The organism is Luteibacter sp. NPDC031894 (assembly GCF_050273135.1).
Lineage (GTDB): Bacteria > Pseudomonadota > Gammaproteobacteria > Xanthomonadales > Rhodanobacteraceae > Luteibacter.
This window is the reverse complement of the sequence record NZ_JBNNMV010000003.1, coordinates 15,708-40,745: the sequence shown is the minus strand read 5'-3', so window position 1 is coordinate 40,745 and position 25,038 is coordinate 15,708. Positions and strand designations below refer to the sequence as shown.

The window sequence follows — 25,038 nt, the reverse complement described above, 5'->3', positions numbered from 1 at the left end:
CGCTGATCGGTACGAGGCGACAATTCGGCGGTGGGCCGAGGAGCGCGACGCTACGAGCGATCGTCCAGCCCCTTAGGCTTACGCGGAAGCGGATCCGAATCCCGCCACGCCTTCCGTGCTGCGGCCAGGGCCTGCACGTCCGGCATGTGGTGGCTTAGGTAGCGCTCGACAAAGTACCGGGCCTGATCCTCGCTGGCGGCGTAGCAGGACAGCTCCCGGTCCACCCACGGCATCACGGCCGCTCGCCAGCGGCCATCATGAAACACCGTCTTCGTCACGTAGCCGACGTCGACACCCTTCACCTGGGCGAACCAGGCGGCGCCCGCCACCGTGGGCTTCCTCCAGTCGATGTCGGCGATGCTGTGCATGGCCGCGGACGATACGCGGGCCGAGTCTCAGAAATGTGGACGGTGCGACGGTCTTGCCGGAACTTTGCATCGCAAGCGCCTGCCAGCGCTAGGGTCATAGCAGCGAAACGGGCGATGGCTCGCCTTGGTCCGGTGGGTGGCCTACCGAACTCGGCCTGTGGGGAAGCGCTCCTGCGCGTTGCCAGCGCCATAGACGTGGTCTGGTTCGACCAGCGGTAGAGTTGGTGCGTCATTGCGGCCGATAACCGGTCCGGGAATGCGCACCCGTAATGCGACGTCCCAGCTTGCCTGCAACTCCGAGCGCATCTTCGCGACCTGCTCTCGCACCCGGAGGTTGGAGTGCTTAAGCTGTTCAAGCAGAAGGAGGGACTCGCGAAGGTTCTGCGCCCCCAGCTCGTAGGCCCATCTGCGGTACATGCTTTACCCTCCCGAACATCGGATTTAGCGACGCGATGCAAACCTCACTATGTCGCACGTGAAACCAATGTCATGAGCCCGCAAAGCGCGAACTGACGGCTCTACGCCTCAGCTGGCTCGACCAATTCCGGCCCCTTGTTGCGCGGGGAGCCGACTGCCTTCGGCACCGGGTGGTAGACGAGGTCTGCCTCTGGCGCGGTGGTAAGCACGGCCTGGGCGTCCGCCGGCGCGCCTTCGGCCCACACCTCCCAAAGGTCGGGCGGCAGGATGACCGGTTGCCGATCGTGGATGTCGCCGGAGACCTTCCCAGGCTCGCCGGTGATCACGGTGTAGGTGTGCACCCACTCGGCGTCGGGCGACTCGCGCCAGCCCTCCCAGAGCCCGGCGAACATGAGCAGGTCGCCGGCGGGGTCGTGAATGAAGTACGGCTGCTTGTTCGGCGACTCGCCCTTCCACTCGAAGTAGCCGCTCGCCGGCACCAGGCAGCGACGCTTCTTGAACGCCTCGCGGAACGAGGGCTTGGTGGTCACCGTGTCGGCGCGGGCGTTGATGGTCTTCGCGCCGAACTTCATGTCCTTCGCCCAGTGCGGCACGAGCCCCCAGCGGTAGGCGCGGACGTGGTAGCGGCCCTCCGCGTGCACGACCACCGGCGCCTTCTGGGTCGGCGCGATGTCGTACTGCGGCTCGCGCTGGTTGATCTCGCTGATGATGTCCAGCTCCATCTGCTCCAGGGTTTCGCGCGCCTGGCGGGAGAGGGAGACGGGTCCGAAGGTGGCATAGCGGCCGCACATGGCGGAAGCCTACCGCGTGGCGATGTCCAACAGAAGTGATTACACCCTGGCGCGCTCTTGTATCGATGAGCCACCAGCACCGAGGCCCGTTGGCCCCTTTTCCATGCGAGATAACCTTCTGGCGATCACTGGTACTGAGGGAGGTCGGCGAGGATCTGGGCGGAGTAGCACATGGGCGCAGGATAGCGCGATGGCGCGAGGACTGCGCCACGCGGTCCAGCTGGGCTTCATCCGGTATTATCGGGGGTCGGAACCCCTAGGAAGGACACGATGAAGACGCTGGGAATGCTGGCCGAGACGCGGCGGAGCGACGAAGACAACAACTTCCTGTTGCTGCGCCTGCTGGGGGCCCTCCTCGTCGTGTACGGGCACTCCTTTTCCCTTTCGGGGCACGACCAGGCGCCGGACTTTCTGGCCTCGCTCGACCCGATGTTTCATACATCCCGCTTGGGCTTGTTCATCTTTTTTACGATCAGCGGGTTCCTCGTTTCAGGAAGCTTCGACCGCGCCAGCTCCGTATGGGCGTTCCTACGCAACCGGGCCCTTCGCATCTTCCCGGGTTTAATGGTCTGCGCATTGATCTGCGGTGCAGTGATCGGCGCACTGTATTCCACGATGCCGCTCGGTGAGTACCTGAGGGACCACCATACATGGCAGTGGATACGACGCACGGCTCTGGCCAGCTACGGCGCGCCTGACCTAACAGGCGTCACGTTCCGAAACACGAGCCTACCAAAAGCGGTCAACGGGAGCTTATGGACTATCCCAGTGGAGGTGCGCTTGTACCTTCTCGCCGGGTTCGTCGGGCTGATCGCCTTCCGCCGCACGCTGGTCGCAACGTTAGTCATCGCGGCTCTCGTTGTCGCCGCTTGGCTCGGCGCTCTACCCATGTTCGTCGCCGGCGGATGGTTTCTCATCCTGTCTGGCATGTTCGGGCTCGGTGCGTTGATGTACCACAACCGCAATTCGATTCCGCTGTCGTGGGGCGGCGTCGCTCTGCTGGCCCTCATCGCATGGCAGAGTCATGGCATGGCGCCGTTCTACTACCTCGTTGCGATCGCGACGGCCTACGGCGTGCTTGTCGCGGCCTATTCGCGTCCGGTGAGACTGCCGAGGTGGGTCGAGGATTACTCCTACGGCACCTACCTCTACGCGTTCCCGATCCAGCAAATGCTGAGCGACGCGTTCCCCAATCTCGGGCCCCACGGTCTCGCTGCATTGGCAATTCCACTCGCGCTGGTCGCAGGCGCAGTCTCGTGGAGATTTGTCGAGCGACCCTTCTTGCGGCTGAAGGCCCGCGCGCCGAGGACCACCAGTGAAGTCGTCGCCGCTCCGGCCATGCCAACGCAAGCGATAGAGGCAGCCCCGCGTCAGGCCGTGACCGAACCCACGGCGTAACTCAAGGGCGCCGGCGATGACGGCCATTCCGGCGAAGCAGCAGTCAAGTCGATCCGGTTCACCGCAACCCGGAACTGCTTCCATGCCGTGAGCAACGTTTGCTCTTGTGCCGACGCGATGCCGAGGTCGACCGCATCTTGTAGCGGTGCTATTGCACGAGCCGCTGCATCCAGATAGCTATTTCGCATCGCCGTATTCGTCGCCAGGACTTCCTCTGGCGACGGAGGAGGGACAGGAGGCGGCGTGAAAGTCCACGCGCCGCCTTCATCCTGCGTCGCGCTGTAGCCGATCGAGCACGCGGTTCCTTCGGTGATCTCCGCCAGCTGCGACCCCTCCGGCGGGGCCCAGGGAGCCTCACCGTCCCACGCGATAGTGTTAACCACATATCCGTTTTCAATGACTGCGTAATCCATCAGCTTAGCTCCCAGACCATTGCTTGACCCGGCGCGCCAGCGCCGCCTGCCTTCGCCGCTTGAACCTGGGAGGTGAGACCACCGGCTCCGGAGCCAGGCGAGACACCAGCGTTCGAAGTAGTCGAACTGTTTCCCAGTCCCGGACCGCCCTCGCCTCCATTACCGCTGCCGCCGCCGTCACCGCCCAACTGAGAGTTGGGCAACAGGAAGCAACGGCCACCCGACGCCCCGGTCGCCTTGTAGACGATTCCGCTACCGGTGATCGACGATCCACCCAAACCTCCGGTCATCAACGCGGCGGTCACGCTCGTCGACAGCACGGACGACGATCCGGGCAAGCCGCCTTCGACGGACAGAAGCGATCCAAACGACGTCGTTCCGCCCTTGCCTGCGCCGGCCCCGCCGGTGCCAGCGGAGCCACCAGTCCCAATAGTCACCATGGCACCACTGAAGCCTGCCGTGTAGTAACCAATGGCAAATGCGCCGCCACCACCGCCTCCGCTGCCGCCCCACTGCCCGCTTCCCGTTGCGGCGACTCCAGGACTTCCACCGCCACCACCCACGAGTGCCACCAATATTGCCTTGGTCCCCGGCGATTCGTTGAACGGACCGGACGACGTGATGATCTTCGGAGGACCGAGCAGTCGACCCACCGTTCCTGCGTCAAACTCATCGCGCGTGACCGACCACCGACCCCAGTCGTTCGTGCTCCCCGCAGCGCCGGGCTGCTTGTTGGTGTTGGCCCGCTTCGAGAGATACGCGTTACCGGCGTACTGCACGTAAGCACCCTGCGGGTAATCCTCGGTTGCCGACCACTCCGGAAGGCCCCGCTGCATGAAATACCGGATGGCCTGATCGGTGCGGTTCGCGAGCGCGTTGAACCACTCCATCGGCGGGATGCCTCCCGTCTGATCGAAGGCGATGCCCCAGCCACGAAGGATGTCCGGAAATGCCTGGACTTCGCCCGCGAGGGCGCTTTCCGCCATGACCAGCTCGTCGGGGCGGTTGTAAGTCGTCATAGGAACCTCGCAAATTTGCCGCTATTGAATCCCTGCGCACCCGGCACGCCGTAGAACCCGAAGGGCGCGGCGTCGGCGACGAGAATGAATCGGATGCGGACGCCTACCGGTCGCGGCAGAATGTCCAGCTTGGTGATGGCGTAGCGTTTGAAGTCGGTCAGCCCCTCGTCGCGAACCACTACCGTGAGGGACATGTCGTACTGGTCGTACGCGTTGGCCTTGTCGCCGAAGATGAAAGCCAGCGCGGCCTCGATGTCCGGCATCGTCCCGGTCATGTAATTCCGGGTGACACGGCACCGGATGAGGAAGCGATAGTCGTCATCGCTCAGCACAACCGAGTCCGCGATGGGGTCGCCAAGGCGATACCACTTACCGCCGCCGTCGCCGCTCAAGCTGAAGCCCTTGGCGCCCTCTGCGCCTTCGAAACCGAAGAGTCCCCGCGGCGTGATTTCGGGCAGGATCCGCGCTTGTCCGACGTGCTTCCCAACCAGGTCGAGGTTGACGCCCACGGCCGTGTCGATGTCCAGCACGCCGCGGAGCGCCGCGAGGCCCGTCCAGGCGTCGCCGAACGAGGACGCCAGAAGATCGGCCGTCGCCTTCGCGCGTGGCCTTCCCTGGTACTGCCAGATCAGGAGGTCGCGATAGCTCATGGGAGGATCACCACCTCGACGTCATCGACGCCGAACCGAGCAAGGCTCCGCGCGTCGACTTCAATGTTGTCGGTGCCGAGGGGGCCACCCACAGGACCGATCAGCAACTCCTGCACCCAGAACCCGGGCACGGTGTTGATCGGCGTGTAGAGGCGACTCAAGAGCACGTCCTCGCCGATGTCGAACTGCAGCGCGGCGAGCGCCGCCTTGATGCCGTCGACGTCGATGGCGGTGAAGTTCGCCGAACGCTTCACGGTCACCTTCGCCGCGCTGGCGACGATCGCCGGGCGGTCGAATCGAATCGGCCGCGTTCCCTGCCCCACAGGCACGTTCACGACGACCTCGCCGCGCATTGCGGTGCCCGCGGTCTTGTTCTGTCGGATCACGACAGCGATGGTCATGTCGTCACCGCCATCCACCACGACGTTGACACCGTGGGCGGGAACACCGTCAGCGTCGACCACGTCGGTGTAGTTCTCAAGGCAGACGACTTGGCGAACGTCCGCCAGCTCCGCGATTCTTGCCTCGATGGCCTCGGCACTGGCCGTTGCCGGCCGGGATCGGCTCCTGAAGAAGCGCGCACGCAGTTCCGGATCCGTCTCCTCCTCCGTGCCCACCTCCGCGGCCGTCAGCGTCGTGGCCGTCTGCCAACCCAGCACCACGGTCTGGATCGCCAGCACCGTGTCGTCGGGGACGATGAACGCGCCGAGGTCTTCGCTGCGAAAGTCGGCCCGGGCAGAGCCGTCGCCGTTCAGGACCGAAGCCGTGACGGAGCGCCAGCGGATGCCGTTGCCATCGGTGACAATCGAGCCCGCGGGAATGATCGCGCCCGGCCTGCCGCTGAGGATCACGTCGCGCAGGTAGCTGTAGCTGGCCAACCTGCGCACCAGCCCCGCGTACGCCGCGCGCTGCTCCAGCCAGGTGCCGCCGGCGTAGTCGGGATCGAGCGAGCGATATATCTGCTCACCGAGTTCCTCGAGGTCGGCTCGCATCTGGCCGATGAGGCCGACCATCTGCCCGTCGGGGCTGTCCGGGTCGAGATTGATGTCGTTGCCGTAGATGCCCCCGAACCCCGTCTCCAGCTTGGACACGATCGCGTCCAGCCGGTCGGCGACATAGCCGGCCGCCGTTACTTGTCCCATGGTCAGGCTCCGGTACTTACGGACGTTTCGACGCCGTAGATGTCGATGATCGTTGTGGCGATGGACAGCTTCCGGGTGGCCGGATCGTTCGCCATCGAAAAAGAGGTGATGCGGGCGACGCCGTCGGTGCGCAGGATCTGCTCCTTCACCGCGCGTTCGACGCGCGCGTAGTCCGCTGGCCGCTTGATCAGATCGAACCATGGAAGCCCGTGCGGCAGATCGAGGAACCAGTCACCCTGGAGCGACAGGAGCCGCGTCTTCACCCGCTGCGCCACTGACTCCGAACGGTCCGCGTAGCTGGCTCGCCCAGCACCGAAGGTCCAGTCGCCGTTCCCGTCAATGCGCCGGACCCTCATTGCTGCGGCTCCCCGGAAAGCGACGATCCGGCCTGCACGCCGGTCGTGAGGTGGTGCTCAAGGCTGACCCCATCGGCCACGATGTCGCCCTCGCCGGTGATGCCGCCGGCGTACTCGATGGGGCAGTCGACGACGAGCTTCGTGCCGCCGATCCGGACGACGCCGGCGGCGTCGATCTTCACGTAGGCCGATCCGTCCAGCTTCCGCAGCGCAACCGCGCCCAGCTCGAAGTTGGGGACGACGTTCTTCTGCGAGGCGATGCCCACTTGTGCCGTCGCGTCGGATAGGTCGTGGATGCGGTAGTCCAGCGGCGCGGAAGGGTTTCCAGATGCCCACCACCCGTCGATGCACCGGTCGTTGAACACCAGCTGGCATTCGTCGCCCTCGCTGATCGGGAAGGTCAGCACGAACCCACCGCCGCGCGGGAAGGTCACCGGAACGTCCTGAAGCACGGGAAGGGGCTGCGTCGTGCCGTCGGCCATCACCTGGTCAATGAGCGGCTGCACCGTGGCGGTCTGTGCGTCCGGATCGAACTTCACGATGACGCCCGGCAGCGCGACACGCAGCCGCTTCGATGACTCGTCCGCGAACGCCGCCGCCGCCGCGCCGAGATCCGCGTTTTCCCATTCGTTATTCGCCATCGTGCTTCACCTTCTGGAAAGCCCCGCCGACGCAGGTCACCTTGCTGTACCACTCGCTACCCTTGAGGTCGCCGCTGTATTCGATGGTCGTGACCTTGAACACGCCGTTGTAGGCGTCGACGATGGATTCCACCTTGACCAAGCCGCCGATGCGGAGGTCAGGGTTGATGAGCGACGTCACCTCGAGCCCGTCATCTGTCGATTCGGGCGAGCCGATCATGCCGGTGCTTTCCGACAGCACGACCGCCTCGTCGGGAAGTACCTGCTTAGCCGGTAGCATCACCAGGTGACCATCCTGAATGGACCAGTCCGCAGCATGGTTGGCCGCGAGTGCCGTCAGGTGGTCGCGCGTGTTCCCCGACAGGATCTTGCCCCGCGGCAATGCACGCTTCGTCGTGAAGCCCGCAGGGCCAGTACCAACACCCGGCATCGTCTTCGCGAGCTCGCCGAAAACCTGTTGATCCGTCGCGCCCGCCGCGAGCGACAACGAAACGTGCGAGTTCTTGTAGGCGGCGTCGCCATCGCCGCATTCCAGTTCGGCGATGAAATCGAGGTTGTCCCTGACCGCCGACGCCCGAATGATGTCGCCCACGAATATCTGTCGAAGCTCGCTGTATCCGGCGAACAGCCTCGCGCGGTCGTACTGTTTGCTGACCAGCAGGTTGAGATGCGGTCGCGAAAGGTTCCACACCCGGATCGTCCCCGGGTTCGGCTTCGGGTCGCTGGTCTTCTTGATGTTCCACGACACGCGGAGGTTGTCGATCACGATGCCATCGGTCTTCGAACCAATCTCCAGCCGGAACTGCCTGCCGAACTGCTTCATACGGGCACCTCGTCCTTCAGGCCCACGTACAGCAGGCAGCGCGTGCTGAGATCCGTCTGGACCATCGGGTCCAGGCCAACGCCGCTTTCGTCGGTGAGCCAGAAGAAATACGGCACCGGCGACCGCCACAGGATCGGGACGCCGACGCACAGGGCCACGCCCTGCACCACCCACGCGTCATCCCTGACGTTGTACACATCGATCGCCCAGTGCTGGCCGACCGAGTTCCACCGCAGCGTGAGCCGCAGCGTGTCGTCACCGATATCGAAGGTCTGTTCCTGTAGAGCGGTGAGGTCGGTCGGGATAAGCCACATCAGAACAGCCCTCCCAGCTTCTTCAGCAGCGATTGCCGCTTGTCTCCCGCGTCATCCGGAGAGGTCTTCCCCTTCTGGGACTTGCCTTCGCCCTGCGCCGCAGTACGGCCCTTCTTCGCCGCCGGCAGCGAGACTCCCTTCACCGTCTTGGTCTGGACGATGAAAAGCTCCCGCAGCGTGACCACCAGCTCGGCCGAACCGTCGACCGTCTGGCGCGCCGCCACCGAGATGATCAGCATGTTGCTGTAGAGCTGGAGCCCGGTCTGCACGTCGATCGTGCCGCCGCTCTTCTGCAGGGCCTTCAGCTGGGCGTACACGCGGGCCACGCGGTCCTCGCTACCCGACGTATCGGCTGCACCGGTGTCGCTGCCGGGTAGCCAGTCAGCGATGGCGCGGGCCGCGCTCTGCGCCTTGTACTGAAGGATCTGCACCTGATCGACGTACGAACTCAGTTGCCGTTGCGCCCGTACTAGCGTTTGCGGGGTGAACGCCGCCACTGGGCCGGGAAGATCGGCCCGGTCCACCAGTGCCTCCGCCTGGCCGAGCAGTGAGTCGTCCGCAGCGATCTCGGGGATGCTCGGCGGCTCGTAGTCCACCACGAGGCCCGACACCGTGATCTGCTGCGGGTCGAGGGTGGCGTGGTCGGCGACGAGCGCGCCCGACTCGACGGGGTTCTCCGTGACCGCCAGGTCGGACTGGTGCGTTTCCTCCGTCACCACGTCCAGGGTGATGGTGCCGATCCGTCGGTTGCTGAGGGTCGTCGTTGCCATCAGAGATTCACCGCGCCGCGGGCGTTGCGAGAGGCCAACCGGGACTCACGTTTGAGGTTGTTCGCCGCAGTATTCCCGGCAAGCGTTGGATCATCCGTGCGGATATCCATCTTCACGTCCTGCTGCACGGTGACCGAGGTGTTGCCTCCTGCCGGCGCCGCACCATTGGCCGCCGCCTGCGCGGCAGTGCTGGATGCCGCCACGACCTTATCGTTCACCGACTGCGTCACACCGGCGACGTCCTCGTTAACGACGCCGAGGGTCTTGCCGATGGACCGGAAGAAGCCCTTCACCTTCTCCACCCCGGCCATGATCCGGCCAACCGTGCGCTGCCAGAACGCCTCGATCTTGTCGAACGCTGCCGAAAAGTTGCCGGTGAGGACGTCCCCCACGACGCCGAACAGCGTCTTGAAGTAGTCGATGGTGGGCGCGAACACTTCGAGCATCGCCGCGAAGGCTTCTTGCGTCCTCGCTGCGATCCAGTCCCACGCGGCCCCGATCCATCCCTTGATCTTGTCGAAGTTCTCGTAGATGACGTAGGCGAGGAGCGCCACCAGCGTGATGATCAGGCCGATGGGGTTCGACATGAACGCAGCGCGGAATACGGCCGCCGCAAGCCGAATGGCCGAAATCAGTGGCCCGGTGAAGAGCCCGATCAGCTTCGCCACCACGAGAATGATCGACTGGTATCCGGCGACCACCTTGCCGAGCGCAAGCCCGGCGAGCACGACGCCGAGCGCCTTGAACGTGTCCACGTTGCCCTGGATGAACGTCTGCGCCTCCCTGGCGTAGTCGATCAGCTTCTGCCAGAAAGGCCCGAACTGCGATTCCCCGCCGTCGAGGTAGGTCATGAAGTCATCGACCAGGGCCACGATCCCTACGAGAGCCGCGGCGAGCAGCACGAAGGGATTGGTCGCGAAGATCAGCGCGAGCGTGGAACCCAGCGCGATCAGCGCCGCCTTCCAGCCGATGGTCTTCGAGATCACCCTGTCGATGGCGCGGAAGAAGTTCCAGAGCGCGCCGCCCGCGGAGACGAGGATCGACACCAGCTTGCCGACGCCGTCCCGGATCACGTCCTTGTTGGCGATCAGGAACGACTTCAGCGTGCCGATGAGCTGGATGAAGGTCGGCGCCAAGCCCACGGCGATATTCGTGCGCACGGCGTTCTGGACCATGCGCAGGCGGTCCATCGCGTCGTTGTACTCGCCGGCGGCGTCGGCGCCGTCTGCCGTGATGACGCCGAGGTCGTGCGCTTCCTGGTAGAACTTCGCCAGCTCGTCGCGGCCGAGCCGCAACGTCTGGATCATCGACTGGTCGATGCCGAGCTTGGACAGGATCGAGAGCTGCTGCTGGGCGGAGAGACCCTTGATCTTGTCCTGCACCTCGCCGATCACCTGGCGGACATTCTTTACCGAGCCGTCCGCGTTCTTCGCCGAGAGGCCCAGCTTCTCGAAGGTCTTCGCACCGCGGCCAAGGCCGTTGGCCGCCTCACCGATCACCTGGGACAGGCCCTCGATCGACGCCGAGGCCTTCTCCACCGAGGAGCCGTTCAGCTGCGCGGCATAGCCGAACTCCTGCACGAACTCGAGGCTCTGGCCGGTGCGGTCGGCGAGATCGTTCATCTCGTCGAGCGCGCCGAGGGCCTCGCCAACGAAGTCGTTGATCTTCGAAAGGGCCGCGCCGACCGCGACGCTGGCGGCTGCGGCGACGCCGCCCAGACCCGCCAGGCCACCTGCGAACTTGGCGATGCCCGAGTCGTCGACCAGGGTGCCGAGACGAACGAGAAACTCGTCAATGATCATGGGGCTTCTCGCTCGCTAGGCGCTGCATTTCGTCCCACTCGGCCATGGCCGTATGGAAGTCGCAGAGGTCGGAAAGGCTGTAGACGGTGCGCAGCTCGTGCGGCGTGCAGTGGCGCCGCATCACCGGCGCCCAGACGAACCAGTCGGTGTAGTGATCGGCTAGGAGGACGTCCCCGGGACCAGACCCTTGAACGCCGCCATGCCGCCAGCGAAAAAATCGCCGTACTGGTACTTCACCCCCTCCACCAGCACCCGGAACAGGTGGCCGCGGTACTGGTTGAAGTGGCTATCCAGCTCATCGGAGAGGCGGTACATCTTGCCGCCGACGTTGGCGACGGTGGCGCCGTAGACGATTGCCTCGACGTCCGCCACGGCGGGCTCACCGAGGTTCGACAGGAGCGTGCCGATCGCGACGGAGGTTTTCCCCTCCTGACCGGCGCCCTTCTTCACCTCCTCGATGTCCACGCCTTTGAACAGCGACGCGGCGCGCTTCAGGGTATTCCACGAGGCCATGGCGTTCGACGGCGTCATGACGTACTGGACACCGTCAATGCTGAACTTCAGTTCGCGTTCCATCAGTTACCGAGCCCCCGTTCCAGCTTGATGTCCAACTTCTCGAAGGCGATGGTCCACACCTCCGCGTTGTGGCCGTTGCCGCGGGTGTAGCTCGGCACCACGGTGAAATAGCCGTTGACGCCGGTCACCACGTCCTCGTTGAGGAGGTCACGGATCTCGAGCGTCATGGGCGTGAACGCCTTCAGCGACTGGCGCTGCTGCGCGAGACGGCCGGCCAGGTACTTGTTGTTGGCCGAGTGCTGCTTGATCTTCAGCGCCACGGTGCCGGACTGGTCCGGGTTGGCGACGAAGACGCCGGAGCCGTTGGCGCCGATGGTGTACGCGCCGGCGTCCGTGGCGTTCTTGGCGTCGATGACGTCCGAGCCGTCGGCCCAGTCGTCGATCAGCACGCCATCGATCAGCACCGATACCTGCTTGGGGTCGAAACGAGACATGCGGTGCTCCTTAGCGGTCGAAGTTCACCAGCACGTCCACCGAGTGGATGGCGCTGGCCAGTTTCAGGGCGACCTGGATGGGAGGCGCCTTGCGGGCCTCGCGATCCGAGGTGGAAAGGTTGTCGACCGTGTCGGCCCACACGTAGAAGCCGTCATCCAGGCGATCGCCCGTCTCCAGCGTGCCGAAGCCGTCGCCGTTCCAGATGCCGGCGGCGAACGCGCCGTTGTTGACGCCTTCACGACCGACCTTCTGGACGCGAGCAATCAGCTTGTGCGTGCCGGCGTCCGTCAGGGGCACCTTCGTCGTGCTGCCATACAGCGCGGAGAAGACTTCCTTCTGGCAGGCATCGACGAACCAGTCGAGGATGTGGATTTCGTCGAAGAAGCGGCCGCCGATGACCGTGCCCTCGGCCACCATCGGCGATTCGTCGAAGTAGGCGTAGAAGTTGATGCCCAGCGCGCGGCACTTGTTCGCCTCGGTCAGCGTAAGTTCGTCGGCCGCCACCCCGGGCAGCTGCTTGAACTTCATCGTGATCGTCGAGCTGTTGGCGGCGAAGTTCACCGACAGCGCCCGGGCGAGCCAGGACAGGATCCCGTAGGAGTCCGTCTTGTCGTAGATCGCGGCGGTGCGGTCGTTGCGCTTGTCGAACAGCTGCCGGAAGACGTTCTCCGGCACATCCTCGATGTGGTCCGGGTTCGTGGTGGTCAGTCCGATGACCTTCCCCGGCGCCGCCTGAATCCAGTCGGAGGCGGCCTCGATCTCGTCGTCGGTCAAGCCGGGATCGGCGATCGCTGCGGCGTACCAGCCCGGATACACATCCTGCAACGCGGCGAAGGCCTCCGGCAGCGTCTCCGCCGGCACGGTTACGGCATTGCTACCGGCCGTCGCCTGAGCCTGGCCATCCTGCAGCATGACCATGCTGCCGATGTATGTACCGGCGCCGCCCTGGTCGGTCACGAAGCCGATGTTGCTGGCCGTGCCGGTGGCGGTCGCGGTCACCACGAAGCGCTTGCCCACCGCGTCCCACGTGATGGTGGTCCCAGCCACCTTGGCCGAGATCAGCGCGGCGACCGCGGGCATGTCGGCAGCGCCGGAGAAATCGAGACCGACGGCGTTGACCGTGGCGGCACCGACCGTGATGCGGAAGCGGCCGTCCTCGATGTCCTTGAAGTCGGCCAGCAGGTCGGTGACGACGCCACCACGCAGGGCCGAAGCGGTCGCGGGGAAGTTGGTTTCGACCTTGTTCCAGCGCGCGATCATCAGCTGCTTGGGCTTGGGCGTCTGCGCCCAGAACCGGCGCGAGGCCTGCGCGGTCTGCGAGTTGGTGCCGAACAGGCCTTCCACCTCGGCCTGGCTGGCGGCGAAGACGTAACGACCCGCGGCGCCGGCGAACGGCGTGCCCGCCTCGGGGCTGAACAGGGCGAGCAGGCCGAAGTCGCGCCGAGCCGCGGAAACCGGCGGGACGTTCAACTGCACGTTGACGATCTGGGAAAGGGGCAGCGACATTACGTGCTCTCCGTGGGGATGATGTCCACCGAGCGGCTGAGCCCGGTATCGGTGTGGGCATCGACCCTCGCCTCGGCGATGCGAAGCTGGTCGGTGACCACGGTGTGCGTGTGGGAAATCTGCAATTCGACGCGGGCGCGCTCTTCGTAGCCGGCGCCGACAATGCCGGTGAGGTCGATGACCTGGCCGGTGGTGACGATCCCGCCACCGATGGCTTTCATGCCGTCGATGCCGGCAGAGGAGGCCAGCACGGACCGCAGCTTCAGCATCAGCTCGTAGGCCTCCGTGCCGAAGGCGTTGATGCTGACGGTGGACAGGTAGGAGCTATGGATCGTCTCCCGCTCTTCCTCTCCGTCGAAGGTCAGCGTCTCGGCACCGAGCGGGTCCGTGCGTAGGCGTTGGACAGTGACGAAAGGTTCGCGCCCGGTGGGTGCCGGCTGATTCGCCGGCCGTACCGTTCCGTCAGGTAACGACAAAAGCAGGCGCACCAGGTTGCGCAGTTCCGTCATGTCGAACCGCGATGCCGTTGTAGTAGCCATATTCCGACCAGTCCGAGAGCTGCGACAGGCGCCACGTATGGCCCTGGTACTCGATGAGGTCGCCGATCCCGATGGGATCGAGGCTCATCACCTTCTTGCAGGGCAAATACCGCTCTCCCTCGGGCAGCAGTTGCAGGTCGTCGGGCTTCACCGGGTGCACGATGGCGGTCGCGATTCCGGGCAGGTAGCCCTGCGTCCACGTGCCGTCGGGCTGGTACTCGCCCTGCCCTCGCTGCACCGGCACGGTCTGTGCGAACTCGGGGTCGGCGAAGATCTCGCTTACGTCAATCATCGCGAACCTCGAACGTCACGGACTGGATCATTTGGCCGGTGTCGATCAGCGGCTTGCTCGAACCCTTCCGTCGGATCGTCTCCGGCTTCAACGGCGCGAGGTCTGCCGTGCGGATCGTCAGCTGGACGTCGCCGGCGGCAACCGCACCGAGGACGCCGAGGGCCTGGGCAACGCTCATGTCTCCGCGAACCACCTTGCGCAGGTTCTGTTCGTTGAGTTTGCGGTACTTGCCCAGGTTGTCCCGTATCGCACGACGCACCACCGATCGCTCAGGGATGCCTTGCTCGGGCGCGCCGAACTCGTGCACGGCGAGGATGCCGGCAGAACCGATCTCATCCTCGTCCGTGCGCCCGTTCTTCCCTTCCGGAATGCCGACCATCACTGCGTGGCCCGCCAGCTCGCCCAAGCGCCTTATCAGTGCCTCGTACTTCTTCGGGTCGATGTCCTTGACCACCGTCACCGGTTTCATGGCGCGACCACCGCGCCCATGCCCGCGAGGCGGCGCAGTGCGAGGAAGCGCTGGCCATACAGGCTGGACGCGAGCCAGACGTCGTCAGACGTCCCGCCCGCGGGCGCCGCGTAGGTCAGGGAGATGTCGCCCGCCTTCTTCGAGGTGATCGCACCAGCGGCGCCAGACTGGCCCCTGCCCGATGCGAGCGATCCCTTTAGGAAGTGCGCGGCGAGCGCGGCGAGGCCTTGCGTGTAGAACCGGCCCCACCGCACCTCCGATAGCCAAGGCACCGCGTCGTCGATCGCGACCTGTACCTGCGCATCGGACGCGACCGCAGCGGTGAACTCGGGGTATCGGACCCGGAATGCCTCCACGGTCAGCGTCGTCATGGTCAGGTGCCCGAATCGCTGCCGCCCGAGCCACCGCTCGAACCACCGCTGTTGCCCGAACCACTGCCGGCGTTGGAGGCCGTCGCGCGGTCCGCCTTCACGGTGGTGAGCCAGCCATTCTTGAACCAGGCCTCGACGGCTTTGTTCTTCTTGGCTTCCTTCAGCGCCTCGCTGTCGATCTCGGCAGTGCCGCCATCGCGCGGGACAGTGATGTCGCCGACGATCAGGTCGCCGACGCGGTTGTTTTGCAGTGTCACATTCGCCATTTCGATGCTCCTGAAACGACGAAGGCGGCCGGAGCCGCCTTTCGTCGCATCGTGGTGGTTGGGTTAGAGGCCGTCGGCGTAGAGCGCCGATTTAGGATAGATGAACTCGACGCCGCCGTACTTGTACTCACCCGGCACCTCGAACAGCAGGCCGTTGGCCTGGGGCGGGAGGAACTTGATCGGCATGGGCACGTGCATCTTCACCTTGCCCGGATCCTTGTTGTAGAGCATCGCGCGCTTCGTGCCGCCGGCGCCTGCGGTGTCCAGCCCATAGCCCGTGCGGATATCGAGCGTGATGTTGCGCTCGGTCTTCGCGATGTTGTTTTCCTTGATGTACTCAAGGATCGTCATGTCGCTGTTGTCGCTGCGCGGCGTCGATGCCAACCAGGCGAGCACGGTGCCCGGCAGGAGGATCGTGTTGAACATCTCGATGTAGTTCGTGTTCGTCCAGCCCTGGACGATCAGGGCGTTGAACGCGGTGAGCACCTGCGCCGGCGTCTTCCCGATCCAGTCCGTGACGCTCGGTGCCACGACCGGGACGAACGGGTTGTTGAACAGCCCGGTCAGTTCGTCCTCGCCGAACAGGGCGACATCGTTGATGTGACGCTCGTAGGCGTCCATCGCGGCTTCGGCGCGCGCCGTGTCGAGCGGCTTGCGCAGGAACGCCGACTGGCGCAGCTCTTCCGTGCTGTAGTCGTAGCCAATCACGCCCAGGACAATCGGCAGGGTCTTCTGCGCGTAGGCGACGTCGACCTTCGGGATGTCCTTCCCGCGACCGCTGTGGCGCTTGCCGCGACCGGCGTAGTCGTACATCTGGTACACGACCGAGGTCGCGTAGTCGCCCGCCGAGGTATCGATCGGCACCAGCTCCTTGTACTGGAGCGCCTGGTGCTCACGCTTGTATACCGTGGCCTCGACATGGGCCAGCTGCGACACGACGAAGGCCATGGCCTCCGGTGCGTCGTTGGTGAGCATGCCGGGGGAGCCCGCCAGCGCACGGGCGACGGCGTCGGTAACCTGCCGACGCTGGATATCTTTGAAGCTCATGGGCAGGTTTCCTTACTTGAGGATGCGGATGACGCCGAGGCCACCGGCCGCGGTGGTGCTATCCCACACGGCGGCGGTGAACGCGGCGGTTTCGTTGGCGACGGTGGCGGAACGGGCGGCGCCCTGCACGCCGGCGCCGGCATAGCGGACGAAGACCGGATCGCCCGGGCTGCAACCGTTCTCGCAGACGACGCGGATGCGACCGATCTCCAGCGCCGGAACCATGGCGTTCTGCAAATAGAGCACGTCGCCATTGATGTCGGCCACGCCGACCGAGTGACGCACGCTGATGCCGACGATCTCGTCGTCGGCAGCGCCCGGCAGCTTGCAGGTATCGGCGGCCGCGCCGCGGGCGACGAACAGGCCGAAGTCGATGCCGGCCGCGCCCTCGTTGCGGTAGTTGAAGATGCTGTGGGTGTTGAGGTCGATCACCTGGCCGGCGTAGCCCTCATCGAGGAGGCGACCGCCGTAGGTGCTGAGGTCAGGACGGGACATGTGGGTGCTCCTTACTTGCCCTTGTAGGCGGTGGTCAGGCGGTTGGCGTAAGCCGCGCGCGGGTCATCCGCGTCGGCCGTGGAATGGCGCTGGCTGGCCAGGGCGCGGGCGACCGCGTCATCGGTGCCATCGTTCGTGTCGGTAGCGGCGGGCGCCGCGGCGGCCAGGACTTTGAAGGCGGTGTCGATGGTCGGCTGGTCGGCATCCGCCGGGGCCTTGCCACCGAGCAGGGCGTCAAGCATCGGCTTCTGCTTCTCGTACGCGCCCATGACCACCTCGCGGCGAATGGCCGCCAGCGGCTTGCCGTCCGTCACGATGGCCGGGACCAGGCGCTTCGCGTCGCCGATGACCTTCGCGGCGGCGGCGATGGCCGCGTCACGTGCCTCGGGAACCTCATCCGCCGAAGCCGTGGCCTTCGCCAGTTCCGCCTTCAGGCGAGTGATCTCCGCAGCCATCTGCTGCGGGGTCATCTGCGTGCCTTCGACATCGGTGGGCGCGGTGGCCGTTTCGAGGTCGGATTCGAGCTGGCTCACCTGCGAGGTGGCGGCCTGGAGCTTGTTGGCGATGCTCTCCACGACGCTGGCTTCGTTCTCTTCCAGCTCGAGGGTGATGCCGTCGCCAACGTTGATGCGGCGCTTTGCCATGGGTGGTTCTCCCGTTCGGGTTTGTGGTTTGCTGTCCGACACCCGGCAAGCAGGGCCGCAGCGGCCGGCGTCCACGATGGCTACGTGGTTGCCTCGGATGCGAGCCTGGATAGCGTCGTACGGTTGCCCGTCCGGCGACACGCCAAGCTCATCGATGTAGTCCGCGCCGTAGCCGGCCGATAGCTCGACCTTGCCCGCCTTGATCTTGTCGATCGCGCTGCGGCGCGTGATGTAGAGGTCGACGACGACGTAGTCGCCTTCGCGCCGCGGGTTCCGTGTGAAGCCGACGGCGTACTGACCCCAGTTGTCCGCGTTGACCGAGACGCCGGGGTGATCGTCCGTGATCGGCAAGCCGTCGAACGAGGCGATTGCCGCTGGGTCGAAAACCTCCGACTCGGGGCGGTACACCTGCACGAGCCGGTCGGGATCGCCGTCCAGGCCGATCTCGTGGGCTAGGTACTCCTGCGTACCGATGCGCGCGATGCGCGCGGGCACGACGAGATAGCCCTCGGCCGTCATGCGGCGAGCGCTTAGAAGATCGAGGGTAAGCTTCATTCGTCGTCGATCTTCACGTAGGGAATCGCTACGCACCGGCAGTTGTAGTCTTCGCCCGGATGCCCGGTATCCGCCGGCGGATCGTCCCAGCGGAACACCTTGCCGTCGTGCTCGGCGTGCGTATCGCGCACCCGTTCATCGCCAGCCGTCTGCCAGGTGTATTCCGTCAGGCCAAGTTCCTGGTGCCGCGCCTTGGTGATCGCGCTGTTCATCTTGGCGGTCTGGTCCCGAGCGATGAACTTCGCCCGCGACTCCGTGACGCCGGTGATCTTCTGGATGTCCTCGGCAAGGTCCGACGCCCGCCTTCCCTGCGTCACGCCGGACAGCACCGCGTTGCCGATCTTGTCGAAGTAGGTGCTGTGCACCGACTTGATCAGCTGGACGTTCGTCACCTTCGCGAGGCTGATAGCCGAGCGCACGTCGGACATGGCCAGCATCGGCCCGATGTCCAGACCGAAGGCGCTCTTCACCGAACTGGCGATGGTGCCGGTGGCCTGCTTGTCCACTCGTCCCGCGGCGGCAGCGGCAACCCGCGCCGCCCACTGGTCGATCCCGCCGAAGCGCCGGGACGCGGCAGACAGCGAGCGCTCCACGGCTTCCACGAAGCTCAGCCCGAACGATCCGCCGCCATCCGCCGGCGCGTCCCTCGTCAGCGCAGGCTCCGCACGTAGCACCGGCATCACCTCCGCCAGCACCGCCGCGTGCATCTGCGCGACGAGGTCGAGGAGGTCAGCCCGGTAGGCCGCCTCCGCCGCCCTGCTCGGCCGGGTCGGTCGAAGCTTCCGCCGCCGGATCCTTCGGCCCTGGTGCTTCAGGAGTTGCGGAAGGGTCAGCATCGGGGTCATCCAAGGGTCCGGCCAACTGCTTCGCCAGCTCCACGTCCTTCGGGGTCATCCAAGGGTCCGGCCAACTGCTTCGCCAGCTCCACGTCCTTCGGGGTCATCTTCGAGTAGGTGCCGTTCTCCAACAGCTCCGCGGCGACGACGCCCTCGCCTACCACGCCGTTGGTCAGGTACGCGACATCACGGTCCGCCCTCGTCTTCTCCAGCGTTGCCTTCTCCGTATCCGACATCTGCCAGAGCGGGTTGAACGTCAGTTCGAGGTCGTCCGGATAAACGCCCATGCTGGCTCGCATGAGGATTTCGTCGATCAGCTCCAGCGGCGGCCGCAATTGGTCTTCCTGATCCGAGTTCACTCGGTCGTAGTAGTTGCGAGCGTCGCTATCGCCCGTGGCGTTCATGCCGTCAGGCGACTTCCCGAACAGGCGGGTCGCCGGAATGTCCGCCGCGCCTGCGATGTCCGTCTTGAACTCCTGCATGACGTCCTTGACGCCGGCGAAGGTGTTCGTTTTCTGGCTGTGGTCATCGTTGCCGTCGATCAGCAGCATGCGGTTGAACGACTTCATCATGGCTGCGAGGCCAAACCGCTTCTTGACCAGCTCGGTTCCCTCGTCGGTGCCGAGCATTTCGCCCAGACCGTCCACCTTCAGTACGTCCACCACCGCCTCGAAGAACATCGAGGCCGTGCCCTGGTTCACCGTGTCGTAGCGCGTCAGCGTGTCGTAAAGGCGTTGGATCACCGAGTCGTGCCAGTAGCCGTTCGTCGTGAACTGCTGCCACGGCAATTCCGCGCCCTGAAACTGGATCATGCGGGTGTGGTGCACCTCGAGGGCGGTCCCGGCGATCCGGAACGTGTCCGGCTGTCCGAACATCTCGCTGATCGGGTCCATCACCACCGCGCCGGCGCCGCGGGTCGCGCGATACCGGTCGAAGACGTGCAGCGACAGCTGCGCACCCCTCTGGATCGTCCCCGGGTCTAGCGGAGTCTTCGGATCCTGGCCCTTCACGTGAACGAAGATGACGGAACCGCCGTAGAGGCGAGCCCAGGCGATCGCGTCGCGAACGTGCTTCTTGACCTTCAGGCGCTTCTCCAGCGCATAGAAGGGCTTCATCTGATCGTCGGAGAGCGCGGTCTTTCGCGTCACCCACGCCCGCGTCATGTCCGACGCGGGGATGTCCACGACCTTTCCGGCGAGCCAGTTCGTGCGATAGAGCGTCTCCAGCTCCTGCTGCTCGATCACCCCGCCCAAGACGTAGCGGCTGTAGCTGGTCTTGTCCCGGGCATCGCCCAGACCAGCGACGAGGTTCACCAGGCTGTCCGAGGCCGAGGTCCGGCGCTTGTCTGCCGCCGGCGGCGCGGTCTTCTGTCCGCCACGGCGGTTGCGTCGGCTCATACCCAGCTGCTCCAGTTGCCGCTGGCCTTCGCCAGCATGTCGTTGATCGCGTCGACCAGCGGGTCGATCTGGTCATCGTGCTCGTGCGTGTCGTCCGCGGTGAAGCCCTCGCACTCGGCGAGGAAGTCACTGACCCATGGCGCGTCCTCGGGCACCAGCACGTAGCCGGACTCGATGTACGACACCACGTCCATGACGCGCGTCAGCTTGTCCGTGGCGCGTTGGATGCCCTCTACCGGAATCACGCCCTTGCCTGGCTCGCCCTTCTTGATGTCTTGGATCAGGCCGGTGCCACTGGCCTTGTCCTCGATCATCAGCTTGCGCAGCGGAGTGCCGAGCTTGTGGTCGTATGGCTTGTGCTTCGCCCAGAAGTCGAAGGCACGGCGCCGTAGCTCCGGCGCTTCCCACTTTCCACGCAGCAGGTCGAGCAGGTAGAGCTTCCCGTCATCGCCCAGGCCGACATGCAGGAACACGCTGTAGTCGTTCCGCTCCGCGGTCTTCTGGGCGGTGTCCGCGAATATCTTCCGGGCCACTAGGCGTGGCAGAACCTTCCACCGGCCGAAATGTGCCGTCTTGATGATGTCGCCGCCCAGCGCGGTGGGCCGCTGCTGGTACTGGGCGTTGAAGACGAAGCGCGACACCTTCGCGCCGTCCTGATCGGCGAAGGCGCCCTTCTCCATCGCCAGCAGGTCAGCCAACGGCTCCTTGTACGGCCAGTAGCTGAAGCGCCCCTTCTCGTCGCGCTCGCTGCTGTCCACCATCTCCCGAATGTGGTCCGGTAGCTTCTCGACATAGGCATCGTCGATCAGCGCGGGGATCACGACGTGACGCCACTCACCCGGCAGGTTGCCCGCGGCAATGAAGCCTGAGACGTCCTGTTCGGCAAGGCGCTGCATGATCACGATGATCGGTGTCTGCGGGTTGGCCTTTCGGCTCTTCACCGTCGACAGCAAGCGCCGGTTTGCCGCCGTGCGCTTCGGCTTGCTGTAGGCGTCCTCCGGCTTCAGCGGGTCATCGATGATGATGGCACCCTGCCACCCGTCATCCATGTGCCCGGCTCGGAATCCGGTGATCTGGCCGCCCAGGCTGACCGCGTAGACGCCGCCGGCCTTCTTGCCATCGACCACGACGTTCCAGCGCTTCTTCGCCTTCGCATCGTCGGCGATAGCTAGCGGCCAAAGGCTCTGGAACTCGTCCGACTGGACCAGCTCCTTCGCCGTTTGCGAATTCAGCAGCGCCAGGTCATCCGAGTACGAGATGTGCAGGAACCGCGCCCGATGGTTCCGCGCGAGGCCGCGCGCCATTAGGTTGATCGCCACCATCTCGGTCTTCGACGAGCCCGGGGGCACGTTGATGACCAAGTTACCCGTCTCACCCAGGAATACCTTCTCGATCTCCTCGGCCAGCAGCACGTGGTGCCAGTTCACGCGGAACTTGATGCCCTGCCGGTGCTTGAAGAACACCCGGGTGAACATCAGGTGGTCCCGCTCGCACTCCTGCTTCAGCACCTCCCGGTATACGGGATCGTCAGAACTCGCTTCGGAGCTTGGCGAGAGCGGTTGCGACTTGCTGCGCATCGACTGCCACCACCTGACCACCACCCGGCGGCGTCTCGCCCCCGGAACCTATGTTGTAGGCGTCGCGCTCCAGCCCGATGAGCTTGTGCAGCGTGTCGCCCAGATCCTTCATCGTCTTCACCCGGCCCGGAAGGCTCAGCACGGCGTTGAAGGTTGCCAGCGCCTTGTCCGGAACGAAGTCCTCGCCGAGCAGTTCGCCCAGCTTCTCCAATTCCGGAACGTTGCCGGTCTGGGCCTGGAGTTCGGACAGCAGGGTCATCGCGAGCGAGCGAGCGGCCCCGATGTCCTTCCGGTGAGTCAGCTTGATGGAGGCAATGACCTCAGCACCCGCCGCGATCACCTCCTTCTCGGAGTACTTATCCTGCCGCGTACCAGTACTGCGTACTTCCTCTCTGCGTACCAATTCCTCAGCGCGGGCACGTACCTTGGCAGCGATGTCCCGCGCCCACTGGTCGCGCTTGGCGCGCTTGCGGATGGCGCCCTCGGTGATGCCGTGGGCACTAGCCATCTCGCGAAGGGAAAGGATGCCGGCGCGGTAATCGACCTCGATCCTTTCCCAATCGGCGGAGACCTTGCGGTCATTCATGAGTCAAGGCCTGCAAGTACGCTCGGATTGAGCCAAGGGGAAGCGGATTGACGCCCGCTAAGGTGCAGGCATCTTCGATCTTGCGGTCGGTGTCGACATCGACCGAGCTCCACATCAGAAAGCGGCGCACGCCCTTGACCTGTCCTTTGAAGGCTATCTGTGTGGCATAGAGCGAGGCCTGGCCTATGCCGGCGACCACGTGGGTGTATCCCTTCGTGCCGTCCTTCACCTCGATCACGGAGACAGTGCCGTCCACATGGAACACCGCAATGTCGAGGCGACCGCAAGGCAACGACATTTCGTAGACAACCGCATCCGTCGCGATATCCATAGCGATTCGCTCGTCCGGTATTCGCCCAGCCATGAGCTGATAGCGCCACAGGAAGACAAGGAAGGCCTCGCCTCCCCTTGCTACTGCCACCTCGATGCGCTCCCAGTCAGGCGCCTTCTTGCCTTCCATTGCCATACGTCTTCGCCTTACCGACCTTCACAACCACGCCGCGGCGCAGTACCTCGTTGACCCTTTCCCAGTCCGGCTCCATACCGGTGAAGCGGGCAAGCCCCGTCAGCACGGCGATGTAGGGACGCACCCACCAACGGAGCCGGGCCGACAGGTTTACCGTGATCGTCGCCATTGTGGGCTCCATAACGAAGAAGCCGCCCGGAGGCGGCTTCGTACTCTCAAATCTTTTTCAGTTCGACGGGGTCAAAGGAATCGCTTTGGAATTCCTTCCCGTCCCACCACCTTGCGGAAATGTAATTGGTAGTCGTCCCTTCGTACGTACCTACATTGACGACCACCATATCCGGCCCGCCTGCCTTATGCTTCACACGATCTCCGGCGCTGAACTCACTCATGTCCTTCTCCTTGTGCCGTCCATTCGGCCGGCCAAGGATACGACTCACGGCCCTGCCTTGCACTCAGCTGGCGGGGCCTCCCGCCTTGCCGTAGAAACCCACCAGACCAGGCAGCGCATCCGCGCCGCGCATCGGTCATAGGCGGCCTCGGCCCTGATCTTGTTCTCTTGGATATCGCCGACCACCAGGGTGGGCTTGAACACAGGGGCCTCGCAGAGCTTCAAGAGGCCATCAGCGGGCTTCCTGTCCTCGAGTACGGTCCGGGTTAGCACCTGCGGCTCCGGGGCACGGGGCGCCGTCGAGCACGCAGCCAAGAGCAGGAGGCACGGCAGTGTCCAGAAGGGCTTTGGCGTCCGCATTCGTCTTCTCCAGCTCGGCGATCTTCTGGCGCACGGTGGCGGCCTTGGTGTCGGCCTTGGCCAGCTCGCCCTGCAATTCGTTCAGGGCCTGGCTATCGATGGACCGCAGACGCTTCAGCTCGGCGATCGCATCGTCCTGGTCCTTGTTGGCGGCGACCGCAGTGCCAAGGTCCTTGCTCACGCCCGTGAGGCGCCCGGAGAGATCGGTAACCCTCTCGGTCAGCCCCTGCACCGTCGCCCGGTTCTGCCACCAGGTGGCGACGGACCAGCTTCCGAGGGCGACCACGGCGACGATCAGGCCGTACTCGAGGATCAGCCGAGCCTTCGAGGTCACGAAAGCCCAGCCACTACGCAGGAGGTTGATCATTGTCCCGACTCCGGTTGAGGCCCAGCTGCTTCCAGACGATCCGCTGGATGACCTGTATCGACGCCTCGGCGCCGAGCCATCCGCTGACCCCGACCGTGACAGCGGTCCACTGAAGGCTCAGCCCAGCGATCTGGCATAGCCACATCGCGAGTAGCCCCACGAAGCCTGACGCGAGCCCCTGCACGCACGTCGGCCAGAATTGAACGGGCTTGCGGGCGTCCATGTCGCGGGCTACGCGACCGAGAACGCCCGCGAGCGTGGCGAAGGCGGCGAAGGCCAAGCCCTGCAACCATCCCTGGTTCGGATCCTCCGGGCCCATCACACCACCACTGCGCTGTAGGTCTTCGGCGTGTAGGTCGCCACCCTGGGTGCGGCGACCGCCCCACCCTTCGCCATCGCCGCCGCGCGGTCGATGACGCCCGTATCGTCGATCTGGCTACCGTCTCGGGCACCCATCACGCGAGCGGTCCAGCCCCGGCCGAAGGTCGGGAAGGTATCCAGACCGCGCAGGTAGGCCATACGAGCCTCGCAGATGGCATCCGACAGCATCACCGTACCCAGCGAGGCACCGAAACGGGTCACGGCCTGGATGGTCGCCGGCCCGATGATGCCGTCCGGCTCCACGGCCACGATCTTCTGGAGCGCGCGGGACGCGGTGCGCACGCCCGAGTTCACCGCGAAGTCGAACACCGCGTAATCGACGCCCGTCGGCAGCTCGTCGGCCCGGACCAGATCCCAGTACCGGCGGCGGTAGATGCCGTCGCGCTCGGCCGTGGTCATCATGCGGACGTCGCGGGTCGGCAGTCGCCGATCGCGCCGATCCTCGTCGTAGACCACCTGGGTTACGCCGCTCATCGTCGCGGCGCCCGGGTCGAGCGGGTGATTCGAATAGCCGCCCTCGTAGGCCAGCGTGAGTTTCAGGCTGGTCGGGAAGTTCGAGGCGGTCATCGGCATCACGT

36 protein-coding genes are annotated in these 25,038 nt (G+C 65.1%); 1 reads left to right on the top strand and 35 read right to left on the bottom strand.

All coding sequences use genetic code 11. The features are described from left to right. Window positions 1-50 precede the first annotated feature (50 nt). Both ACQKIE_RS10075 and ACQKIE_RS10070 read right to left on the bottom strand, forming a co-directional pair. A complete protein-coding gene (locus ACQKIE_RS10075; protein WP_427458570.1) occupies window positions 51-368 on the bottom strand; it encodes a hypothetical protein in 318 nt (105 codons plus the stop codon). 518 nt (window positions 369-886) lie between these two features. Beyond that, window positions 887-1,576: an SOS response-associated peptidase gene (locus ACQKIE_RS10070; protein ID WP_427458568.1), complete on the bottom strand. Its 690-nt coding sequence runs from the start codon at window positions 1,574-1,576 to the stop codon at window positions 887-889. 270 nt (window positions 1,577-1,846) lie between these two features. On the opposite strand from ACQKIE_RS10070, the gene ACQKIE_RS10065 reads away from it, so the two are divergent. Beyond that, complete coding sequence (locus tag ACQKIE_RS10065; protein ID WP_427458566.1) at window positions 1,847-2,974, top strand: acyltransferase family protein; 1,128 nt, start codon at window positions 1,847-1,849, stop codon at window positions 2,972-2,974. Here ACQKIE_RS10065 and ACQKIE_RS10060 read toward each other — a convergent pair. The 33 genes from ACQKIE_RS10060 to ACQKIE_RS09900 all read right to left on the bottom strand — a co-directional run bounded on the left by ACQKIE_RS10060 (window position 2,947) and on the right by ACQKIE_RS09900 (window position 25,027). Continuing rightward, entirely contained in the window at window positions 2,947-3,387 is a 441-nt protein-coding gene (locus tag ACQKIE_RS10060) for a tail fiber assembly protein (protein WP_427458564.1), read from the bottom strand. The two genes, ACQKIE_RS10065 and ACQKIE_RS10060, sit on opposite strands and share 28 nt — an antisense overlap. Further along, a complete protein-coding gene (locus tag ACQKIE_RS10055) occupies window positions 3,387-4,373 on the bottom strand; it encodes a hypothetical protein (RefSeq protein ID WP_427458562.1) in 987 nt (328 codons plus the stop codon). Before ACQKIE_RS10055 ends, ACQKIE_RS10060 begins: the two co-directional genes overlap by 1 nt. A gap of 29 nt (window positions 4,374-4,402) precedes the next feature. Further along, complete coding sequence (locus tag ACQKIE_RS10050) at window positions 4,403-5,056, bottom strand: DUF2612 domain-containing protein (RefSeq protein WP_427458560.1); 654 nt, start codon at window positions 5,054-5,056, stop codon at window positions 4,403-4,405. After that, window positions 5,053-6,198: a baseplate J/gp47 family protein gene (locus ACQKIE_RS10045; RefSeq protein WP_427458558.1), complete on the bottom strand. Its 1,146-nt coding sequence runs from the start codon at window positions 6,196-6,198 to the stop codon at window positions 5,053-5,055. The genes ACQKIE_RS10050 and ACQKIE_RS10045 overlap by 4 nt, the downstream gene beginning before the upstream one ends. A 2-nt stretch (window positions 6,199-6,200) precedes the next feature. Further along, the gene (locus ACQKIE_RS10040) at window positions 6,201-6,554 is read right to left on the bottom strand and encodes a hypothetical protein (protein WP_427458556.1); all 354 of its coding nucleotides are present in this window, start codon (window positions 6,552-6,554) and stop codon (window positions 6,201-6,203) included. Beyond that, window positions 6,551-7,195 carry a Gp138 family membrane-puncturing spike protein gene (locus tag ACQKIE_RS10035; protein WP_427458554.1) on the bottom strand — a complete coding sequence of 215 codons (645 nt, stop codon included), beginning with the start codon at window positions 7,193-7,195 and terminating at the stop codon, window positions 6,551-6,553. Before ACQKIE_RS10035 ends, ACQKIE_RS10040 begins: the two co-directional genes overlap by 4 nt. Then, window positions 7,185-8,018: a phage protein gene (locus tag ACQKIE_RS10030; protein ID WP_427458552.1), complete on the bottom strand. Its 834-nt coding sequence runs from the start codon at window positions 8,016-8,018 to the stop codon at window positions 7,185-7,187. The genes ACQKIE_RS10035 and ACQKIE_RS10030 overlap by 11 nt, the downstream gene beginning before the upstream one ends. Then, window positions 8,015-8,332, bottom strand: a complete 318-nt coding sequence (locus ACQKIE_RS10025; protein ID WP_427458550.1) for a phage baseplate plug family protein — start codon at window positions 8,330-8,332, stop codon at window positions 8,015-8,017. The genes ACQKIE_RS10030 and ACQKIE_RS10025 overlap by 4 nt, the downstream gene beginning before the upstream one ends. Further along, the gene (locus tag ACQKIE_RS10020; protein ID WP_427458548.1) at window positions 8,332-9,102 is read right to left on the bottom strand and encodes a phage baseplate protein; all 771 of its coding nucleotides are present in this window, start codon (window positions 9,100-9,102) and stop codon (window positions 8,332-8,334) included. The genes ACQKIE_RS10025 and ACQKIE_RS10020 overlap by 1 nt, the downstream gene beginning before the upstream one ends. Further along, window positions 9,102-10,904 carry a hypothetical protein gene (locus ACQKIE_RS10015; protein ID WP_427458546.1) on the bottom strand — a complete coding sequence of 601 codons (1,803 nt, stop codon included), beginning with the start codon at window positions 10,902-10,904 and terminating at the stop codon, window positions 9,102-9,104. The genes ACQKIE_RS10020 and ACQKIE_RS10015 overlap by 1 nt, the downstream gene beginning before the upstream one ends. Next, window positions 10,894-11,025 (bottom strand): hypothetical protein, encoded by a 132-nt coding sequence (locus tag ACQKIE_RS10010; protein WP_427458544.1) that lies wholly within the window; start codon window positions 11,023-11,025, stop codon window positions 10,894-10,896. Before ACQKIE_RS10010 ends, ACQKIE_RS10015 begins: the two co-directional genes overlap by 11 nt. Before the next feature lie 38 nt (window positions 11,026-11,063). Then, window positions 11,064-11,480, bottom strand: coding sequence for a phage tail assembly chaperone (locus ACQKIE_RS10005; RefSeq protein ID WP_427458542.1), 417 nt, complete (start codon window positions 11,478-11,480; stop codon window positions 11,064-11,066). Next, window positions 11,480-11,914, bottom strand: coding sequence for a phage structural protein (locus ACQKIE_RS10000; RefSeq protein ID WP_427458540.1), 435 nt, complete (start codon window positions 11,912-11,914; stop codon window positions 11,480-11,482). Before ACQKIE_RS10000 ends, ACQKIE_RS10005 begins: the two co-directional genes overlap by 1 nt. 10 nt (window positions 11,915-11,924) lie before the next feature. After that, window positions 11,925-13,421, bottom strand: a complete 1,497-nt coding sequence (locus tag ACQKIE_RS09995) for a DUF3383 domain-containing protein (protein WP_427458538.1) — start codon at window positions 13,419-13,421, stop codon at window positions 11,925-11,927. Continuing rightward, window positions 13,421-13,930, bottom strand: coding sequence for a phage neck terminator protein (locus ACQKIE_RS09990; RefSeq protein ID WP_427458536.1), 510 nt, complete (start codon window positions 13,928-13,930; stop codon window positions 13,421-13,423). The genes ACQKIE_RS09995 and ACQKIE_RS09990 overlap by 1 nt, the downstream gene beginning before the upstream one ends. Continuing rightward, window positions 13,884-14,252, bottom strand: coding sequence for a hypothetical protein (locus ACQKIE_RS09985; protein WP_427458534.1), 369 nt, complete (start codon window positions 14,250-14,252; stop codon window positions 13,884-13,886). Before ACQKIE_RS09985 ends, ACQKIE_RS09990 begins: the two co-directional genes overlap by 47 nt. Continuing rightward, window positions 14,245-14,721 carry a hypothetical protein gene (locus ACQKIE_RS09980; RefSeq protein ID WP_427458532.1) on the bottom strand — a complete coding sequence of 159 codons (477 nt, stop codon included), beginning with the start codon at window positions 14,719-14,721 and terminating at the stop codon, window positions 14,245-14,247. The genes ACQKIE_RS09985 and ACQKIE_RS09980 overlap by 8 nt, the downstream gene beginning before the upstream one ends. After that, entirely contained in the window at window positions 14,718-15,092 is a 375-nt protein-coding gene (locus ACQKIE_RS09975; protein ID WP_427458530.1) for a DUF4054 domain-containing protein, read from the bottom strand. Before ACQKIE_RS09975 ends, ACQKIE_RS09980 begins: the two co-directional genes overlap by 4 nt. Before the next feature lie 2 nt (window positions 15,093-15,094). Beyond that, entirely contained in the window at window positions 15,095-15,358 is a 264-nt protein-coding gene (locus ACQKIE_RS09970) for a hypothetical protein (RefSeq protein WP_427458528.1), read from the bottom strand. Window positions 15,359-15,421: 63 nt separating this feature from the next. Then, window positions 15,422-16,405, bottom strand: a complete 984-nt coding sequence (locus ACQKIE_RS09965; protein WP_427458526.1) for a DUF2184 domain-containing protein — start codon at window positions 16,403-16,405, stop codon at window positions 15,422-15,424. A gap of 12 nt (window positions 16,406-16,417) precedes the next feature. Beyond that, window positions 16,418-16,900 (bottom strand): structural cement protein Gp24, encoded by a 483-nt coding sequence (locus ACQKIE_RS09960; RefSeq protein WP_427458524.1) that lies wholly within the window; start codon window positions 16,898-16,900, stop codon window positions 16,418-16,420. Between the two features lie 11 nt (window positions 16,901-16,911). Beyond that, complete coding sequence (locus ACQKIE_RS09955; protein WP_427458522.1) at window positions 16,912-18,099, bottom strand: DUF2213 domain-containing protein; 1,188 nt, start codon at window positions 18,097-18,099, stop codon at window positions 16,912-16,914. After that, the gene (locus ACQKIE_RS09950) at window positions 18,096-18,944 is read right to left on the bottom strand and encodes a phage head morphogenesis protein (protein WP_427458520.1); all 849 of its coding nucleotides are present in this window, start codon (window positions 18,942-18,944) and stop codon (window positions 18,096-18,098) included. The genes ACQKIE_RS09955 and ACQKIE_RS09950 overlap by 4 nt, the downstream gene beginning before the upstream one ends. After that, complete coding sequence (locus ACQKIE_RS09945; RefSeq protein ID WP_427458518.1) at window positions 18,941-20,332, bottom strand: anti-CBASS protein Acb1 family protein; 1,392 nt, start codon at window positions 20,330-20,332, stop codon at window positions 18,941-18,943. Before ACQKIE_RS09945 ends, ACQKIE_RS09950 begins: the two co-directional genes overlap by 4 nt. Next, window positions 20,329-21,909, bottom strand: a complete 1,581-nt coding sequence (terL, locus tag ACQKIE_RS09940; RefSeq protein WP_427458516.1) for a phage terminase large subunit — start codon at window positions 21,907-21,909, stop codon at window positions 20,329-20,331. The genes ACQKIE_RS09945 and terL overlap by 4 nt, the downstream gene beginning before the upstream one ends. Beyond that, on the bottom strand, window positions 21,860-22,495 hold the full coding sequence (locus ACQKIE_RS09935) for a hypothetical protein (RefSeq protein ID WP_427458514.1): 636 nt from the start codon (window positions 22,493-22,495) through the stop codon (window positions 21,860-21,862). Before ACQKIE_RS09935 ends, terL begins: the two co-directional genes overlap by 50 nt. Continuing rightward, on the bottom strand, window positions 22,488-22,955 hold the full coding sequence (locus tag ACQKIE_RS09930; RefSeq protein ID WP_427458512.1) for a hypothetical protein: 468 nt from the start codon (window positions 22,953-22,955) through the stop codon (window positions 22,488-22,490). The genes ACQKIE_RS09935 and ACQKIE_RS09930 overlap by 8 nt, the downstream gene beginning before the upstream one ends. Continuing rightward, a complete protein-coding gene (locus ACQKIE_RS09925; RefSeq protein ID WP_427458510.1) occupies window positions 22,933-23,130 on the bottom strand; it encodes a hypothetical protein in 198 nt (65 codons plus the stop codon). The genes ACQKIE_RS09930 and ACQKIE_RS09925 overlap by 23 nt, the downstream gene beginning before the upstream one ends. A gap of 46 nt (window positions 23,131-23,176) precedes the next feature. Further along, window positions 23,177-23,353 (bottom strand): DUF2158 domain-containing protein, encoded by a 177-nt coding sequence (locus ACQKIE_RS09920; protein ID WP_427458508.1) that lies wholly within the window; start codon window positions 23,351-23,353, stop codon window positions 23,177-23,179. 44 nt (window positions 23,354-23,397) lie between these two features. Continuing rightward, on the bottom strand, window positions 23,398-23,667 hold the full coding sequence (locus ACQKIE_RS09915) for a hypothetical protein (RefSeq protein WP_427458506.1): 270 nt from the start codon (window positions 23,665-23,667) through the stop codon (window positions 23,398-23,400). After that, a complete protein-coding gene (locus tag ACQKIE_RS09910) occupies window positions 23,585-24,079 on the bottom strand; it encodes a hypothetical protein (RefSeq protein ID WP_427458504.1) in 495 nt (164 codons plus the stop codon). Before ACQKIE_RS09910 ends, ACQKIE_RS09915 begins: the two co-directional genes overlap by 83 nt. Beyond that, a complete protein-coding gene (locus tag ACQKIE_RS09905) occupies window positions 24,060-24,359 on the bottom strand; it encodes a phage holin family protein (RefSeq protein ID WP_427458502.1) in 300 nt (99 codons plus the stop codon). The genes ACQKIE_RS09910 and ACQKIE_RS09905 overlap by 20 nt, the downstream gene beginning before the upstream one ends. 38 nt (window positions 24,360-24,397) lie before the next feature. After that, a complete protein-coding gene (locus tag ACQKIE_RS09900) occupies window positions 24,398-25,027 on the bottom strand; it encodes a glycoside hydrolase family 108 protein (protein ID WP_427458500.1) in 630 nt (209 codons plus the stop codon). Window positions 25,028-25,038 lie beyond the last annotated feature (11 nt).

Coding starts and splice junctions, on each gene's coding strand:
- ACQKIE_RS10015 (WP_427458546.1), bottom strand. CDS start 10,904: ATGATCATTGACGAGTTTCTCGTTCGTCTCGGCACCCTGGTCGACGAC.
- ACQKIE_RS09930 (WP_427458512.1), bottom strand. CDS start 22,955: ATGGAAGGCAAGAAGGCGCCTGACTGGGAGCGCATCGAGGTGGCAGTA.
- ACQKIE_RS10025 (WP_427458550.1), bottom strand. CDS start 8,332: ATGTGGCTTATCCCGACCGACCTCACCGCTCTACAGGAACAGACCTTC.
- ACQKIE_RS09945 (WP_427458518.1), bottom strand. CDS start 20,332: ATGAGCCGACGCAACCGCCGTGGCGGACAGAAGACCGCGCCGCCGGCG.
- ACQKIE_RS10035 (WP_427458554.1), bottom strand. CDS start 7,195: ATGGCGAATAACGAATGGGAAAACGCGGATCTCGGCGCGGCGGCGGCG.
- ACQKIE_RS09950 (WP_427458520.1), bottom strand. CDS start 18,944: ATGACCCCGATGCTGACCCTTCCGCAACTCCTGAAGCACCAGGGCCGA.
- ACQKIE_RS09920 (WP_427458508.1), bottom strand. CDS start 23,353: ATGAGTGAGTTCAGCGCCGGAGATCGTGTGAAGCATAAGGCAGGCGGG.
- ACQKIE_RS09995 (WP_427458538.1), bottom strand. CDS start 13,421: ATGTCGCTGCCCCTTTCCCAGATCGTCAACGTGCAGTTGAACGTCCCG.
- ACQKIE_RS10075 (WP_427458570.1), bottom strand. CDS start 368: ATGCACAGCATCGCCGACATCGACTGGAGGAAGCCCACGGTGGCGGGC.
- ACQKIE_RS10040 (WP_427458556.1), bottom strand. CDS start 6,554: ATGAGGGTCCGGCGCATTGACGGGAACGGCGACTGGACCTTCGGTGCT.
- ACQKIE_RS09960 (WP_427458524.1), bottom strand. CDS start 16,900: ATGTCCCGTCCTGACCTCAGCACCTACGGCGGTCGCCTCCTCGATGAG.
- ACQKIE_RS10070 (WP_427458568.1), bottom strand. CDS start 1,576: ATGTGCGGCCGCTATGCCACCTTCGGACCCGTCTCCCTCTCCCGCCAG.
- ACQKIE_RS10005 (WP_427458542.1), bottom strand. CDS start 11,480: ATGGAACGCGAACTGAAGTTCAGCATTGACGGTGTCCAGTACGTCATG.
- ACQKIE_RS10045 (WP_427458558.1), bottom strand. CDS start 6,198: ATGGGACAAGTAACGGCGGCCGGCTATGTCGCCGACCGGCTGGACGCG.
- ACQKIE_RS09980 (WP_427458532.1), bottom strand. CDS start 14,721: ATGAAACCGGTGACGGTGGTCAAGGACATCGACCCGAAGAAGTACGAG.
- ACQKIE_RS09925 (WP_427458510.1), bottom strand. CDS start 23,130: ATGGCGACGATCACGGTAAACCTGTCGGCCCGGCTCCGTTGGTGGGTG.
- ACQKIE_RS09990 (WP_427458536.1), bottom strand. CDS start 13,930: ATGACGGAACTGCGCAACCTGGTGCGCCTGCTTTTGTCGTTACCTGAC.
- ACQKIE_RS10000 (WP_427458540.1), bottom strand. CDS start 11,914: ATGTCTCGTTTCGACCCCAAGCAGGTATCGGTGCTGATCGATGGCGTG.
- ACQKIE_RS10050 (WP_427458560.1), bottom strand. CDS start 5,056: ATGAGCTATCGCGACCTCCTGATCTGGCAGTACCAGGGAAGGCCACGC.
- ACQKIE_RS09965 (WP_427458526.1), bottom strand. CDS start 16,405: ATGAGCTTCAAAGATATCCAGCGTCGGCAGGTTACCGACGCCGTCGCC.
- ACQKIE_RS09975 (WP_427458530.1), bottom strand. CDS start 15,092: ATGACGACGCTGACCGTGGAGGCATTCCGGGTCCGATACCCCGAGTTC.
- ACQKIE_RS09900 (WP_427458500.1), bottom strand. CDS start 25,027: ATGACCGCCTCGAACTTCCCGACCAGCCTGAAACTCACGCTGGCCTAC.
- ACQKIE_RS10030 (WP_427458552.1), bottom strand. CDS start 8,018: ATGAAGCAGTTCGGCAGGCAGTTCCGGCTGGAGATTGGTTCGAAGACC.
- ACQKIE_RS09910 (WP_427458504.1), bottom strand. CDS start 24,079: ATGATCAACCTCCTGCGTAGTGGCTGGGCTTTCGTGACCTCGAAGGCT.
- ACQKIE_RS09970 (WP_427458528.1), bottom strand. CDS start 15,358: ATGGCGAATGTGACACTGCAAAACAACCGCGTCGGCGACCTGATCGTC.
- ACQKIE_RS10055 (WP_427458562.1), bottom strand. CDS start 4,373: ATGGCGGAAAGCGCCCTCGCGGGCGAAGTCCAGGCATTTCCGGACATC.
- ACQKIE_RS10010 (WP_427458544.1), bottom strand. CDS start 11,025: ATGCGGCGCCACTGCACGCCGCACGAGCTGCGCACCGTCTACAGCCTT.
- terL (WP_427458516.1), bottom strand. CDS start 21,909: ATGCGCAGCAAGTCGCAACCGCTCTCGCCAAGCTCCGAAGCGAGTTCT.
- ACQKIE_RS09955 (WP_427458522.1), bottom strand. CDS start 18,099: ATGAAGCTTACCCTCGATCTTCTAAGCGCTCGCCGCATGACGGCCGAG.
- ACQKIE_RS10020 (WP_427458548.1), bottom strand. CDS start 9,102: ATGGCAACGACGACCCTCAGCAACCGACGGATCGGCACCATCACCCTG.
- ACQKIE_RS09935 (WP_427458514.1), bottom strand. CDS start 22,495: ATGAATGACCGCAAGGTCTCCGCCGATTGGGAAAGGATCGAGGTCGAT.
- ACQKIE_RS09985 (WP_427458534.1), bottom strand. CDS start 14,252: ATGATTGACGTAAGCGAGATCTTCGCCGACCCCGAGTTCGCACAGACC.
- ACQKIE_RS10060 (WP_427458564.1), bottom strand. CDS start 3,387: ATGGATTACGCAGTCATTGAAAACGGATATGTGGTTAACACTATCGCG.
- ACQKIE_RS10065 (WP_427458566.1), top strand. CDS start 1,847: ATGAAGACGCTGGGAATGCTGGCCGAGACGCGGCGGAGCGACGAAGAC.